Raw genomic sequence first — 13,890 nt, forward strand, 5'->3', positions numbered from 1 at the left:
ACGGAGTTCTCGCTAATTTTTAGCCCCTTCTATATGAAAGGGCTTTTTTTTTACCTAAATATTGCAATAACAGGGCTAAAAGTACCTTGTCGTTTCACAACTAGCAGGTCACTTCTTGATAAGCTTTTTCAAGCTCTTCAGCTAATATCTTGATCCCTTGTTCAATTTTTTCTGGCTCAGGGACATAGTTCATACGCATACATTGATGCGCATGTGGCCAATCCTGTTCAATACCAGGGAAGAAGTAATGGCCGGGAACCATCAATACGCCACGTTTTTTTAAGCGTTGGTATAATTCTAAGCAATTAATTGGTAGGTCTTTAAACCATAACCAGAGGAAAATGGCACCTTCTGGCTTATGAATTAAACACTTATCTTCTGGGATATAGCGGCGAATAATTTCGATGGCTTCTTCTACACGCTGCTTATAAAAAGGACCAATTACATTTTTAGATAACGAGATAAGGTCATCTTTTTTAAGCATTTCTAAGGCAAGCGCAGGGCCTATGCCACCAGGAGCAAGGCTGATGATGCCATTCATATTACTAACAGCTTCAATGATTTCTTCGTTAGCGATGATAATGCCGCATCGAGTTCCTGGTAAACCAAGTTTAGATAAACTCATACAAAGAATGACATTTTCGTTCCAAAATGGCGTAGCTTCGCTGAAAATAATGCCAGGGAAAGGAACACCATAAGCATTATCTATTAGTAGTGGAATATTATGTTGTTTAGCTAGTTGGTCTAAATGCTCAACTTCTTCATCAGTAATGACATTACCAGTCGGATTTGTTGGGCGAGACACACAAATCACACCAATATCATCAGTAACCTCTAATGTGTTGAAGTCCACTCGGTATTTAAATTGACCATTAGGTAAAAATTCAATTTGTGGCTTATTAGCAACGAATAAGCCATCATCAAGACCTGAGTCTGCATAACCGACATATTCAGGGGCAAGAGGAAATAGCACTTTACGGGTGATACCATCTTCAAAGCGACCGGCTAGCAAGTTAAATAGATAGAAAAAAGCACTCTGGCTGCCGTTAGATAGGGCAATATTTTTCGCGCTAATATTCCAACCTAGTTTTGCTTTTAGCGTTGCTGCAAGCGCTTTCAACATGGCATCTTTACCTTGAGGGCCATCATAATTACATAAAGTGTCCGTCAATTGGCCATTAGCACACATCTCAGCTAACAGATCTTGGAAATACTTATCCATTTCAGGGATATGAGCAGGATTTCCTCCCCCTAACATAATGGAGCCAGGGGTTCTTATGCCTTCATTCAAGTCTTTCATTAATAATGAAATACCTGAATTTTTAGCAAATTTATTGCCAAATTTAGAAAATATCATCGCATTTATTCACATATATTTATTAGATTGTTAATGGAATTTAAAACATACTCCGCTGCACCTCAGAGTTCAACCACCAATTTCTATCTTTTATTAAGATAAAATATTAAGATGGATATATTTAACAGTCTAAAATGTTGCAATGTTAATGCTTTGGTGGTTTATTTTTCTTTTTACTCGATGAGTTACACCGATAAAAACTAATTTATTTAAATTGGCAACAATTCACTAAATGGTCATTTATCATGCCAGTTGCTTGCATAAAGGCGTAGCAAGTAATTGAGCCGACAAATTTAAACCCACGTTTTTTGAGCGCTTTGGAGAGAAGCTTAGAAAGTTCTGTTTCCACAGGAACTTGTGATGAGAGCTCCCAACCGTTGATAATGGGTTGGCCATTAACAAATTGCCAAATAAAAGTGGAGAAGTCTTCACCATTTTCTTTCATGGCTAAATAAGCTTTTGCATTTGCAATAATTGCATTAATTTTTAATCGATTACGGATGATCCGAGTATCTTGCATGAGTCGCTCAATATCGTCTTCATTCATTGATGCAATTTTTTCAGGGTCGAAATGATGAAATAGATCACGATATCCTTGGCGTTTTTTTAAAATGGTGTACCAAGAGAGCCCGGCTTGTTGGCCTTCAAGGCAGATCATTTCAAATAACGTTAAGTTATCATAAGTGGGTTTACCCCATTCATCGTCGTGATAAGCGATATATTCAGGATCTTGATTGACCCAATGGCAACGTGTTAGTGCGGTATCCATTTTTCATCCTTTTTACAATGGTAATTGGTTTGCTTCAAAAAACAAACTATTTATACTGTATAAATAACCAGCTTAAAAGGGGTGAAAGTATTTTTTTTTATTTTTAGAATAAATACAGACATATTCAATGCTGTATATCTTGCGGTCAAAGGGTATACTGGCGTACTTTCATTAAATTTTACGTATCGCGTGCGGATCTAACATGCAAAAGTTTGATACCAAAACCTTTCAAGGTCTTATCCTGACATTACAGGACTACTGGGCGCGTCAAGGCTGTACCATTGTTCAACCATTGGACATGGAAGTCGGCGCTGGAACTTCTCACCCAATGACGTGTTTGCGTGCATTAGGCCCTGAGCCTATTGCAGCGGCTTATGTTCAACCATCTCGTCGACCAACTGATGGCCGCTATGGTGAAAACCCAAACCGTCTACAACACTATTACCAGTTTCAGGTGATCATCAAGCCATCACCAGACAATATCCAAGAGTTATACCTTGGTTCTTTAAAAGAATTAGGTGTTGACCCAACAGTTCACGACATTCGTTTTGTTGAAGATAACTGGGAAAACCCAACATTAGGTGCCTGGGGATTAGGCTGGGAAGTGTGGCTTAATGGTATGGAAGTTACTCAGTTCACTTACTTCCAGCAGGTCGGTGGTCTTGAGTGTAAACCAGTAACAGGTGAAATTACATACGGTTTAGAGCGCTTAGCGATGTATATCCAAGGCGTGGACAGCGTGTATGACCTTGTTTGGTGTGATGGCCCATTGGGTAAAACTACCTATGGTGATATCTATCATCAAAACGAAGTTGAGCAATCAACCTATAACTTTGAATACGCAAATGTTGATTTTCTTTTCAAATGCTTTGAAGAGTACGAAAAAGAAGCTCAACACTTGCTGGCTTTGGAAACGCCACTTCCACTGCCTGCATACGAACGTATCTTGAAAGCGGCTCATACTTTCAACCTACTCGATGCACGTAAAGCCATTTCTGTTACTGAACGCCAACGCTATATTTTACGTATTCGTACCCTAACTAAAGGGGTTGCAGAAGCGTACTATGCTTCTCGCGAAGCGCTTGGATTCCCTATGTGTCATAAGAACTAAGAGGCTGTCATGACTCAACAGACTTTCCTTGTGGAAATCGGCACCGAAGAGTTACCGCCGAAGGCTCTTCGTTCATTAGCTGAATCATTTGCTGCAAATTTTACGGCTGAACTTGATGGTGCTGATATCGCTCATGGTGCAGTAACGTGGTTTGCTGCCCCTCGTCGTCTAGCACTTAAAGTCGCTGATTTAGCGGCTTCACAGCCAGACCGTGAAGTTGAAAAACGCGGCCCTGCTATCTCTCAGGCGTTTGCTCCAGATGGCCAACCGACTAAAGCCGCTGAAGGCTGGGCTCGTGGTTGTGGTATTACCGTTGATCAAGCTGAGCGTTTGACGACCGATAAAGGCGAATGGCTACTCTATCGTGCCCAAATGAAAGGGCAGGCAGTCAGTGAATTACTGGCTGATATGGTTAGCCGTGCATTGGCCAAATTACCTATACCTAAATTAATGCGTTGGGCAGATAAGGACACACAATTTGTTCGCCCTGTGCACACGGTAACATTGTTACTGGGTAGTGATGTTATTGATGGCGAAATTTTAGGGATTAAGAGCGGGCGCACAATTCGTGGTCACCGTTTCATGGGTGAATCTGAATTTACTATTGATAATGCGGAACAATATCCAGCCATTTTACGTGAACGCGGTAAAGTCATGGCAGATTACGCAGAACGTAAAGCGGTTATTAAAGCAGATGCGGAAAAAGCGGCTCAGGCTCTTGGTGGCCAAGCTGACTTAACAGATAGTTTGCTTGAAGAAGTGACTTCATTGGTTGAATGGCCGGTCGTTTTAACAGCTAAATTTGAAGAGAAATTCTTAGATGTTCCTTCAGAAGCGCTAGTTTATACCATGAAAGGGGACCAAAAATATTTCCCAGTTTATGATAAGACGGGCAAGTTAATGCCTAATTTTATCTTTGTGGCAAATATTGAGTCTTCTGACCCTCAGCAAATTATTTCAGGTAACGAAAAAGTTGTACGTCCGCGTTTAGCCGATGCCGAATTTTTCTTTAAAACTGACCGTAAACAACGTTTGGAAGATAACTTACCACGCTTAGAAACTGTATTGTTCCAAAAACAATTAGGTACACTGCGTGATAAAACTGACCGTTTAGAAGCATTAGCTGGCTGGATTGCAAACAAAATTGGTGCAGATGTAAATCATGCGACACGAGCTGGTTTATTAGCAAAATGTGACTTAATGACTAATATGGTGTTTGAATTCACAGACACTCAAGGCGTTATGGGAATGCATTATGCACGCCATGATGGTGAGTCAGAAGACGTTGCATTAGCTTTAAAAGAGCAGTACCAACCGCGTTTTTCTGGAGATGCACTTCCATCGACTGATGTTTCAGCTGCATTAGCATTGGCTGAAAAAATGGATACGCTTGCTGGTATTTTTGGTATAGGCCAACATCCTAAAGGCGATAAAGACCCATTCGCTTTGCGCCGTGCTGCATTAGGTGTCTTACGTATCATCGTAGAAAAAGGCTACCAGCTTGATCTTGTTGAAATGACAGAAGAAGCAGCTCGTTTATACGGTGATAAATTAACCAATAAAAATGTGGTTAATGACGTTGTCGAGTTCATGCTTGGTCGTTTCCGTTCTTGGTATCAAGAATTAGGCTATAGTATTGATACCATCCAAGCGGTATTAGCTCGTCATCCAACACAACCTGCTGACTTTGATGCACGAGTGAAAGCTGTTACTCACTTCCGTTCATTAGAAGAGGCGCAGGCACTTGCAGCGGCAAATAAACGTGTTTCCAATATTCTGAGCAAATCAGAAGAAAAATTGGCTGATAACGTTTTAGCCTCTGTTCTAAAAACACCTGAAGAAGTCAAACTTGCGACGCATGTTGTGGTATTGCAAGATAAACTTGCGCCAATGTTTGCAGAAAGGAATTATCAAGAGGCTTTAGTTGAATTAGCTTCTTTACGCGATATCGTAGATGAATTCTTTGCAAATGTTATGGTAATGGATGAAGACCAAGCGGTTCGTATTAATCGTTTGACGCTATTAAGCCAATTACGTGAGTTGTTCTTAAAAGTAGCGGATATTTCTTTGCTTCAATAGCCTTAAAAATAGGTTATTAGCTTGTAGTTAACGTTATTTTTATAAACGCTAACCTGTTTGATAAATAAGCACTAAAATATTCTAGTGCTTATTTTTTACTTAAAATAAGGTAATTTGCATATAAGCCTTACTATTTTGGTGGTTTTATCAGCAAACGAATAGAATTGGCGAAAAATGGGTTGACGACCTCCGTTCTTGGCAGTATTATTCACACCGTTTTCGGCGAGTAGCGCAGCTTGGTAGCGCAACTGGTTTGGGACCAGTGGGTCGGAGGTTCGAATCCTCTCTCGCCGACCAAATTCTAAAACCCACCTCATTGAGGTGGGTTTTTTCGTTTTTACCCCTTCCTATTTTTCACCCCAACTATTTCAGACTAACTTGGCTTGCACTCAATAACCTATCTCTGTTGATATATAAGCTGATTCACTCATGTTGTTTTAGGTAAAAACGCTTTTTCATTACAAGGACTCGTTAATGAAAGTTAATAACGTTTTATCGATACATCTTTGTTTCTTCTTATTAAGTCTTTATACCGTTATTGGCTTTAAAGCTTATAGCGCGCCTATAGCGCCTCCAAATGGTATTGTTGAGATGCCATCTACTTGTATTATGATAAACCAAGTACATTTCATTGGGCTTGAGCAGATTAAGGAAATAGCTGTTAGCCAAGTCAATAAATGGCGGCAAAAGATAGAGGGCCAATGTATTGATGAACAAGGCTTACTCAACTATGCAGATGATATTACGGCGAAGTTAATTCATGCAGGTTATCTGACCTCTTACTTGTATTACCCTGAGCAAACTTTTCTGTTTGGTATTTTGCAAGCAAAAATAATAGCAGGAACGGTTTCTTCTGTGGTTTATCAAAATGAGCAGTCAGAAGATAAATTACTACCACACATATTTCCTTTCCAGTTAGGTGATACGCTTAATTTACGGCAAATTGAACAAGGCTTGTACAATTTGCAAAATACATCTTTACTTCCTTTCCATATAAAACTAATTCCTGATGATACCTATGGGAATGCCACGCAAATTGTCGTGGTAGGCCAGCACCGACGCGAATTCCAAGGTGCGCTTTCTTTTGAATCACACTCAATTTCTCGGCAAGTCGGTAGCACTGTTGGCCATACTTTTATGGTCGCCAATCCTTTTTTACGAAGTGATTTTTTATATTCAGAAATCAGCCGTCAATTTAGTAACACTGAAGAAACTGAAATTAAATCAGCAATATTGTTTTACTCTCTCCCTTATCAATATTGGTTGTTTTCAATATTTAGTGGGTATCAGGAAAATAAAACAGTTATTACCAGTAATGATGCCGCTTTACCACTACAGCAGTATAACGGCTTCTTATTACTACAAGCCGAATATTTATTAAAACGAACAGAAAAAACGGTAACTTCATTAAGTCTAGGGTCTGAAAGCCAAAAAAGTGACACGTTTTTGGCTGACCTACACTTACGAACACAACAACGCTTGGCTCATTACATCATTGGTGGGTTAACTCATCAGGTCAATTTTTTACGGGGAAGTGCTTTAGTTACATTAACGTATAAACAAGGAACTAATTGGTTTGGTACCAATGTACAGCAAATTACGGGTTTAAATAAGCCACAGGTTTTACAGATTTCGGCTTCAGCAATGAAGGAAGCCTCCCCTTTTCAATATCAAAGCCAATTTGATATGCAATTAAGTCGTGACAAGCTAGATGTTTTATTAGACCAAGGATCACTTACTGGTTTTGGAGGTGTTAGTGGTTTTATCGGTGGAGCTGAGCACCTTGAAATGGGGGATAATAGCTTAAAGCTACAAAACGAGGTGCTCTGGCAGAGCCCATGGCCGCATATGGCTTTATATACCTCGTTAGGTTTAGGAACAACATCAAATGATAGAGCCACATTTTGGAAAGAAAACCTATTGCTGGGAGGGAGAGTCGGAGCTAAAGGCCAAATTGGGCGTTTGTCATATCATTTATTTGTAGAAGCGCCAGTTTGGCAAACTGACCGACTACTGGCAAATTCAATGAGTTCGAGCCTTCAAATGAAATTTCATTATTAATTAAATCATAGGGTTAAAGCTGGTGGTTGTATCTATTTAAAATGACCTAGGTAATACTAGGCAATTGTAGCTTTTATCGTTGGTATTAAAGCATATTCTGTACTTTGGAAAATAAGAATACAAACTACAGCCAGTATTATTTTATTCTTTAAGTTATCAATTGGTTAAAATTATGTTTAGTGAAAGCAGTTGAATGTTTTTTATTTGCATAAAAAACAAACTAAATAATTACATACTAAAATAATTTCCACATCGATTCTCTCTAGTGTTTTATTTCGTATCATGCCAACAAAATCACTATATTCGTTCAGTAATTCAGCACTTAATCACAAATATAAAAATAAATAACCTCGATATAAAACCCTATTCACTACTAATTATATGGTTATAACACCTGCATCTTGCACTTCATTATGAAATTTTAAGCTAAATTGTAATGCTAATTGTTTCTAATATGTTACATGAATTGTGGGCGGAGCGTAAATGTGGCTATTGACGAAGTGAGTGACAGTTGATTAATTGCACAATGAATAACAAAAAATACAGATACTACATCTGTCGCTTTTATGACGGATCTAGACATCAAGCAAAACAACATGAACACCATAGGAGCATACAGATGCGCTCTATTAAAAAGACAGGTCTACTGACTGTAGGACTTACATTGGCAGCATTAGCAGTATCAGCAACAGTACAGGCAAAAACGTTAGTTTACTGTTCTGAAGGTTCTCCAGAAGGCTTTAACCCACAGTTGTTCACGTCAGGAACAACCTATGATGCAAGCTCTATCCCGCTGTATAACCGTTTAGTTGAATTCAAATTAGGAACAACGGAAATTGAACCGGGTTTAGCGGAAAGCTGGGAAGTGAGTGATGATGGTAAAGAGTACACTTTCCATCTACGTAAGGGTGTCAAATGGCACTCTAACAAAGAATTTAAACCGACCCGTGATCTTAACGCAGATGATGTGATTTATACATTTATGCGCCAAAAAGATGCAAATCACCCATATCACAAAGTTTCAGGCGGTAGCTATGAATACTTTATGGGAATGGATATGGATAAAATTATCGATAAAGTTGAAAAAGTCGATGATAATACGGTGAAAATTACGTTAACTCGCCCAGAATCACCATTCTTAGCCGATATGGCAATGGACTTCGCATCGATTCTTTCTGCGGAATATGCAGACCAGATGTTGAAAGCGGGTACGCCAGAGAAAGTGGACTTAAACCCAATTGGAACGGGCCCATTTGTTCTGCAACAATACCAAAAAGACTCTCGTATTCTTTATAAAGCTAATGACCAATATTGGGGCACAAAACCTAAACTTGACCGTTTAGTCTTCTCTATCACGCCAGATGCTTCCGTTCGTTATGCAAAACTGCAAAAAAATGAATGCCAAGTCATGCCATATCCAAATCCGGCTGATTTAGAGCGCATGAAGCAAGATAAAGACATTACATTAATGGAGCAACCAGGCCTAAACGTCGGTTACCTCTCTTATAATGTCGAGAAAAAACCACTGGATAATCAAAAGGTTCGCCAAGCACTGTCTATGGCGGTGAACAAAGATGCAATTATCGAAGCGGTTTATCAAGGTGCAGGCCAAAAAGCGAAAAACCTTATCCCACCAACAATGTGGGGCTATAACGATGCGGTGAACGATTACGAATATAATCCTGAAAAAGCAAAAGCATTATTAGCAGAAGCGGGCTTCCCGAATGGCTTTGAAATTGACCTATGGGCTATGCCTGTTCAACGACCATATAACCCAAATGCCCGTCGCATGGCGGAAATGATCCAAGCAGACTGGGCAAAAGTTGGCGTTAAATCAAAAGTTGTTAGCTACGAATGGGGAGAGTACCTCAAACGTGCGAAAGATGGTGAGCCACAAACAGTAATGATGGGGTGGACGGGTGACAATGGGGACCCTGATAACTTCTTTGCAACCTTGTTTAGCTGTGCAGCAAAAGAGCAAGGTTCTAATTACTCAAAATGGTGTAATGAAAGCTTTGAGAACTTGATCCAACCAGCGCGCCAAACAGCAGATCACGACAAGCGAGTCGAACTGTACAAACAAGCGCAAGTTGTGATGAATGAGCAGGCGCCAGCCCTGATTATCGCGCACTCTACAGTGTTTGAACCCGTACGTAAAGAAGTCAAAGGCTATGTGGTTGACCCACTAGGCAAACACCACTTCGAAAACGTCGATATTGAGAAGTAATCGTATCTAATCTGTCTATGCCCTTCGTTGCTGGTTTAGAGCGGAGGGCGTTTTCTTCTCTAGAAGAAGCAGAGAAGTTAAGTTGTTTGTGAGCACCCGGAAAAGCAATTTTCTGAGTAGCCAAACGGACTAAGAGCCGTCAACGGCATTATTAAAGAGATTCAGGATATGTTGCAATTTATCCTCCGACGATTGGGGCTTGTGATCCCCACGTTTATCGGTATTACATTATTGACTTTTGCCTTTGTCCACATGATCCCAGGCGACCCGGTGATGATCATGGCCGGTGAAAGGGGACTATCCCCTGAAAGGCATGCTTATTTAATGGCAGAGTTAGGGCTTGATCAGCCACTTTGGAAACAATATCTTCATTATATCAATGGGATATTTCATGGTGATTTAGGGATTTCCTTAAAAAGTCGCATCGGTGTATGGGAAGAGTTTTTGCCCCGTTTTTTAGCGACAGTGGAATTGGCAACTTGTGCCATGATTTTTGCAATTTCTGTTGGGATCCCAGTTGGGGTTTTAGCCGCAGTAAAACGTGGTTCAATCTTTGACCATACTGCGATTGGCCTTTCTTTAACAGGCTACTCAATGCCTATCTTCTGGTGGGGGATCATGCTCATCATGTTAGTGTCGGTGCAATTAGACCTCACCCCTGTAGCAGGACGAGTGAGTGACACTGTTTTTCTTGATGATTCCCAGCCTCTGACCGGTTTTATGCTAATTGATACCCTAATTTGGGGTGAAGATGGCGATTTTATTGATGCGGTAGAGCACTTGATATTGCCTTCAATTGTTTTGGGTACGATCCCATTAGCCGTTATTGTGCGTATGACTCGCTCGTCAATGTTGGAAGTATTGGGAGAGGATTATATTCGTACTGCACGTGCTAAAGGTCTTGGCCGCGCTCGCGTAATTTTAATTCACGCACTACGTAATGCATTATTACCCGTTGTTACGGTAATTGGCTTGCAGGTTGGGGTGATGTTAGCAGGGGCTATCTTGACAGAAACTATTTTCTCATGGCCTGGGTTAGGGCGCTGGTTAATCGAAGGGCTACAGCGTCGTGATTACCCTGTGGTACAAGGGGGAGTTCTGCTGGTTGCTACACTGATTATCTTCGTAAACTTAGTGGTCGACGTGCTGTATGGCATTGTAAACCCACGTATTCGTCATAAGAAATAAGGAGCGCTAAATGTCTCAATCTACTGAGCCAACCGTTGTCAGCGCCCCACAGCCGATGACACCATTACAAGAATTTTGGCACTACTTTAAACGTAACAAAGGGGCAGTTGTCGGGATGTTCTACATTATCCTGATGGTACTGATTGCGATTTTTGCAGGTATATTAGCTCCACATGCTCCAGATGAACAATTTCGTGATTTCTTACTTGCTCCGCCAGTTTGGGAAGATGGGGGAAGTTGGCAGTTTATTTTAGGCACTGATGATGTTGGGCGTGATTTACTCTCTCGTTTAATGTATGGCGCCCGCCTGTCACTGCTAGTTGGTTGTTTAGTGGTTGTGCTGTCGTTAATCATGGGGGTCACTATTGGTGTGATCGCTGGCTATTTTGGTGGTGTCGTTGACGCATTAATTATGCGAGTTGTCGATATCATGTTGGCATTGCCAAGTTTGTTATTAGCTTTGGTACTGGTCGCCATTTTTGGACCTTCGATTGTTAATGCTTCGATTGCTTTGACGTTTGTTGCATTACCTCACTATATTCGATTAACACGAGCGGCTGTTTTAGTCGAAGTCAACCGTGACTATGTGACGGCTTCTCGTGTTGCGGGTGCAGGGGCAGTACGCCAAATGTTCGTGAATATTTTGCCTAACTGTTTGGCACCATTGATTGTACAGGCCTCTTTAGGTTTTTCGAATGCCATTTTAGATATGGCTGCTTTGGGTTTCCTCGGAATGGGCGCGCAGCCACCAACTCCTGAGTGGGGAACGATGCTGTCTGATGTGCTGCAATTTGCACAAAGTGCATGGTGGGTTGTGACTTTCCCTGGACTGGCAATTTTATTGACGGTGCTTGCGTTTAACCTAATGGGTGATGGGTTACGTGATGCATTTGATCCAAAACTCAAGCAGTGATGAGGTAACCAAATGGCATTGTTAAATGTAGAACAACTTTCGGTTCATTTCGGAGACGAAAAGGCACCGTTTCGCGCCGTTGACCGCATCAGCTATAGCGTTGATAAAGGCCAAGTCGTTGGTATTGTAGGGGAATCTGGTTCAGGTAAATCAGTGAGTTCACTGGCTATTATGGGGTTAATTGATTACCCCGGAAAAGTGATGGCGAATTCATTGCAATTTGATGGGCGAGATTTACTGTCAATCCCTGAAAAAGAGCGCCGGCAAATCGTTGGTGCCGATGTGGCGATGATTTTCCAAGACCCGATGACCAGTTTAAACCCATGTTTTACGGTGGGTTATCAGATTATGGAAGCATTGAAAGTCCACCAAGGCGGCAGCAAAAGTACGCGTAAGCAACGGGCAATTGACCTGTTAGACATGGTGGGTATCCCTGACCCACAATCACGTTTAGATGTGTATCCTCACCAATTGTCAGGAGGAATGAGCCAGCGTGTGATGATTGCTATGGCGATAGCATGCCGGCCTAAATTATTGATTGCGGATGAGCCGACAACGGCATTAGATGTCACTATTCAAGCCCAAATTATTGAATTATTGTTGGAATTGCAGCAGCAAGAAAATATGGCATTAGTGCTTATCACGCATGACCTCGCTTTAGTGGCAGAAGCTGCGCATCATATTATTGTGATGTATGCGGGGCAGGTGGTGGAGTCCGCCAAAGCAAGTGATATTTTTAAACATCCTCGCCATCCTTATACACAAGCGCTATTACGTGCCTTGCCGGAATTTGCGACGAATAAATCCCGTTTAGCCTCACTTCCTGGTGTGGTCCCCGGAAAATACGATAGGCCTGTAGGGTGTTTATTGAACCCACGTTGTCCGTATGCAACGGAGAAATGCCGTCAAGAAGAGCCAATGTTACAAACCGTTGGTGATCGCCAAGTCAAATGCCATATACCGCTGGATGATATGGGGAGGCCAACATTATGAGTGATAAACAACACACTCCATTGCTCAAAGCGGTGGATTTGAAAAAATATTATTCCGTCAAAAGAGGGGTTTTTGCTGCTGAAAAAACCTTAAAAGCATTGGATGGAGTCTCTTTTGAGCTAGAACGAGGTAAAACACTGGCCGTGGTTGGGGAGTCGGGGTGTGGTAAATCGACATTAGGTCGTTTATTAACCATGATTGAGCAACCTTCTGAGGGCGAGTTGTATTACCAAGACCAAAACTTGTTAGTAAAAGATAAGTCTGCAGAGAAACTGCGTCGCCAAAAAATCCAAATTGTGTTTCAAAACCCTTATGGCTCTTTGAATCCACGTAAAAAGGTGGGGCAAATTTTGGAAGAGCCGTTATTGATTAATACTTCACTGTCGAAAGAGCAGCGCAAGGAAAAAGTATTATCGATGATGGCTAAAGTGGGTTTAAAAACAGAGCACTATAGCCGATATCCTCACATGTTTTCTGGTGGTCAACGCCAGCGTATCGCGATAGCACGTGGTTTAATGCTTGACCCTGACATTGTGGTTGCAGATGAACCCGTTTCCGCACTGGATGTTTCTGTTCGTGCTCAAGTATTAAATCTGATGATGGATTTACAGCAAGATTTAGGTTTGTCTTATGTCTTTATTTCACATGATTTATCGGTGGTAGAGCATATTGCTGATGAAGTCATGGTGATGTATTTAGGCCGCTGTGTGGAGAAAGGAACAAAAGAGCAGATTTTTAATAACCCTCTTCACCCTTATACTCAAGCGTTATTATCAGCGACACCAAGGTTGAACCCAGACGCTCGGCGCGAACGTATTAAGTTAACGGGAGAGTTACCAAGTCCTTTAAACCCACCACCGGGGTGCGCATTTGCAGCGCGTTGCCGTAGAGCATTTGGTCAGTGTACTCAATTCCAACCAACATTGAAGGAATATAACCAACAGTTAGTTGCGTGTTTTGCGGTTGATGAAGATGAAAAACAAACGGTTGTCGTGAGTTAAGGAGTGAAACGGTGGAAAGGCTAACTTTTTGCCGTCTTTTATTCTAGTGCCACTTTAAGCCGCTTTAACATGCTGTTTGTCCTAAATACCCAATCTTTCTTTTTAAGCTACTCTTTTACGGATAAAATCAAGTATACTGACTGATGTTTCCGTTTTCTTTAAAAAGCTGCTTGATTAGAAAGGTTGTGGCC

General features: G+C 41.2%; 10 protein-coding genes and 1 tRNA gene. 9 read left to right on the forward strand and 2 right to left on the reverse strand.

Annotated elements, in window-relative coordinates:
- Nucleotides 1–100 precede the first annotated feature (100 nt).
- The gene (locus M1F26_RS01345) at nt 101–1,357 is read right to left on the reverse strand and encodes a valine--pyruvate transaminase (RefSeq protein WP_094960801.1); all 1,257 of its coding nucleotides are present in this window, start codon (nt 1,355–1,357) and stop codon (nt 101–103) included.
- Between the two features lie 205 nt (nt 1,358–1,562).
- Nucleotides 1,563–2,126 (reverse strand): DNA-3-methyladenine glycosylase I, encoded by a 564-nt coding sequence (locus tag M1F26_RS01350; protein WP_140172000.1) that lies wholly within the window; start codon nt 2,124–2,126, stop codon nt 1,563–1,565.
- Nucleotides 2,127–2,328: 202 nt separating this feature from the next.
- On the opposite strand from M1F26_RS01350, the gene glyQ reads away from it, so the two are divergent.
- From glyQ to dppF, 9 genes are all read left to right on the forward strand, one after another.
- On the forward strand, nt 2,329–3,237 hold the full coding sequence (gene glyQ / locus M1F26_RS01355; protein WP_004262647.1) for a glycine--tRNA ligase subunit alpha: 909 nt from the start codon (nt 2,329–2,331) through the stop codon (nt 3,235–3,237).
- A 9-nt stretch (nt 3,238–3,246) separates the two neighbouring features.
- Entirely contained in the window at nt 3,247–5,316 is a 2,070-nt protein-coding gene (gene glyS / locus M1F26_RS01360; RefSeq protein WP_140172001.1) for a glycine--tRNA ligase subunit beta, read from the forward strand.
- A 220-nt stretch (nt 5,317–5,536) separates the two neighbouring features.
- Nucleotides 5,537–5,613, forward strand: a tRNA-Pro gene (locus M1F26_RS01365).
- 177 nt (nt 5,614–5,790) lie between these two features.
- Nucleotides 5,791–7,377: a ShlB/FhaC/HecB family hemolysin secretion/activation protein gene (locus M1F26_RS01370; RefSeq protein WP_140172002.1), complete on the forward strand. Its 1,587-nt coding sequence runs from the start codon at nt 5,791–5,793 to the stop codon at nt 7,375–7,377.
- Between the two features lie 619 nt (nt 7,378–7,996).
- Nucleotides 7,997–9,604 (forward strand): dipeptide ABC transporter periplasmic-binding protein DppA, encoded by a 1,608-nt coding sequence (gene dppA / locus M1F26_RS01375; protein WP_004262639.1) that lies wholly within the window; start codon nt 7,997–7,999, stop codon nt 9,602–9,604.
- A gap of 168 nt (nt 9,605–9,772) precedes the next feature.
- On the forward strand, nt 9,773–10,792 hold the full coding sequence (gene dppB, locus M1F26_RS01380; RefSeq protein ID WP_004262635.1) for a dipeptide ABC transporter permease DppB: 1,020 nt from the start codon (nt 9,773–9,775) through the stop codon (nt 10,790–10,792).
- A gap of 10 nt (nt 10,793–10,802) precedes the next feature.
- Nucleotides 10,803–11,705 (forward strand): dipeptide ABC transporter permease DppC, encoded by a 903-nt coding sequence (gene dppC, locus M1F26_RS01385; protein WP_004262633.1) that lies wholly within the window; start codon nt 10,803–10,805, stop codon nt 11,703–11,705.
- A 12-nt stretch (nt 11,706–11,717) separates the two neighbouring features.
- Complete coding sequence (gene dppD, locus M1F26_RS01390; RefSeq protein ID WP_140172003.1) at nt 11,718–12,698, forward strand: dipeptide ABC transporter ATP-binding protein; 981 nt, start codon at nt 11,718–11,720, stop codon at nt 12,696–12,698.
- The gene (gene dppF / locus M1F26_RS01395; RefSeq protein ID WP_004262626.1) at nt 12,695–13,699 is read left to right on the forward strand and encodes a dipeptide ABC transporter ATP-binding subunit DppF; all 1,005 of its coding nucleotides are present in this window, start codon (nt 12,695–12,697) and stop codon (nt 13,697–13,699) included. Before dppD ends, dppF begins: the two co-directional genes overlap by 4 nt.
- Nucleotides 13,700–13,890 lie beyond the last annotated feature (191 nt).

Origin of the sequence: Providencia sp. PROV048 (assembly GCF_033688165.1) — a bacterium.
Lineage (GTDB): Bacteria > Pseudomonadota > Gammaproteobacteria > Enterobacterales > Enterobacteriaceae > Providencia > Providencia hangzhouensis.

Coding starts and splice junctions, on each gene's coding strand:
- M1F26_RS01345 (WP_094960801.1), bottom strand. CDS start 1,357: ATGATATTTTCTAAATTTGGCAATAAATTTGCTAAAAATTCAGGTATT.
- M1F26_RS01350 (WP_140172000.1), bottom strand. CDS start 2,126: ATGGATACCGCACTAACACGTTGCCATTGGGTCAATCAAGATCCTGAA.
- glyQ (WP_004262647.1), top strand. CDS start 2,329: ATGCAAAAGTTTGATACCAAAACCTTTCAAGGTCTTATCCTGACATTA.
- glyS (WP_140172001.1), top strand. CDS start 3,247: ATGACTCAACAGACTTTCCTTGTGGAAATCGGCACCGAAGAGTTACCG.
- M1F26_RS01370 (WP_140172002.1), top strand. CDS start 5,791: ATGAAAGTTAATAACGTTTTATCGATACATCTTTGTTTCTTCTTATTA.
- dppA (WP_004262639.1), top strand. CDS start 7,997: ATGCGCTCTATTAAAAAGACAGGTCTACTGACTGTAGGACTTACATTG.
- dppB (WP_004262635.1), top strand. CDS start 9,773: ATGTTGCAATTTATCCTCCGACGATTGGGGCTTGTGATCCCCACGTTT.
- dppC (WP_004262633.1), top strand. CDS start 10,803: ATGTCTCAATCTACTGAGCCAACCGTTGTCAGCGCCCCACAGCCGATG.
- dppD (WP_140172003.1), top strand. CDS start 11,718: ATGGCATTGTTAAATGTAGAACAACTTTCGGTTCATTTCGGAGACGAA.
- dppF (WP_004262626.1), top strand. CDS start 12,695: ATGAGTGATAAACAACACACTCCATTGCTCAAAGCGGTGGATTTGAAA.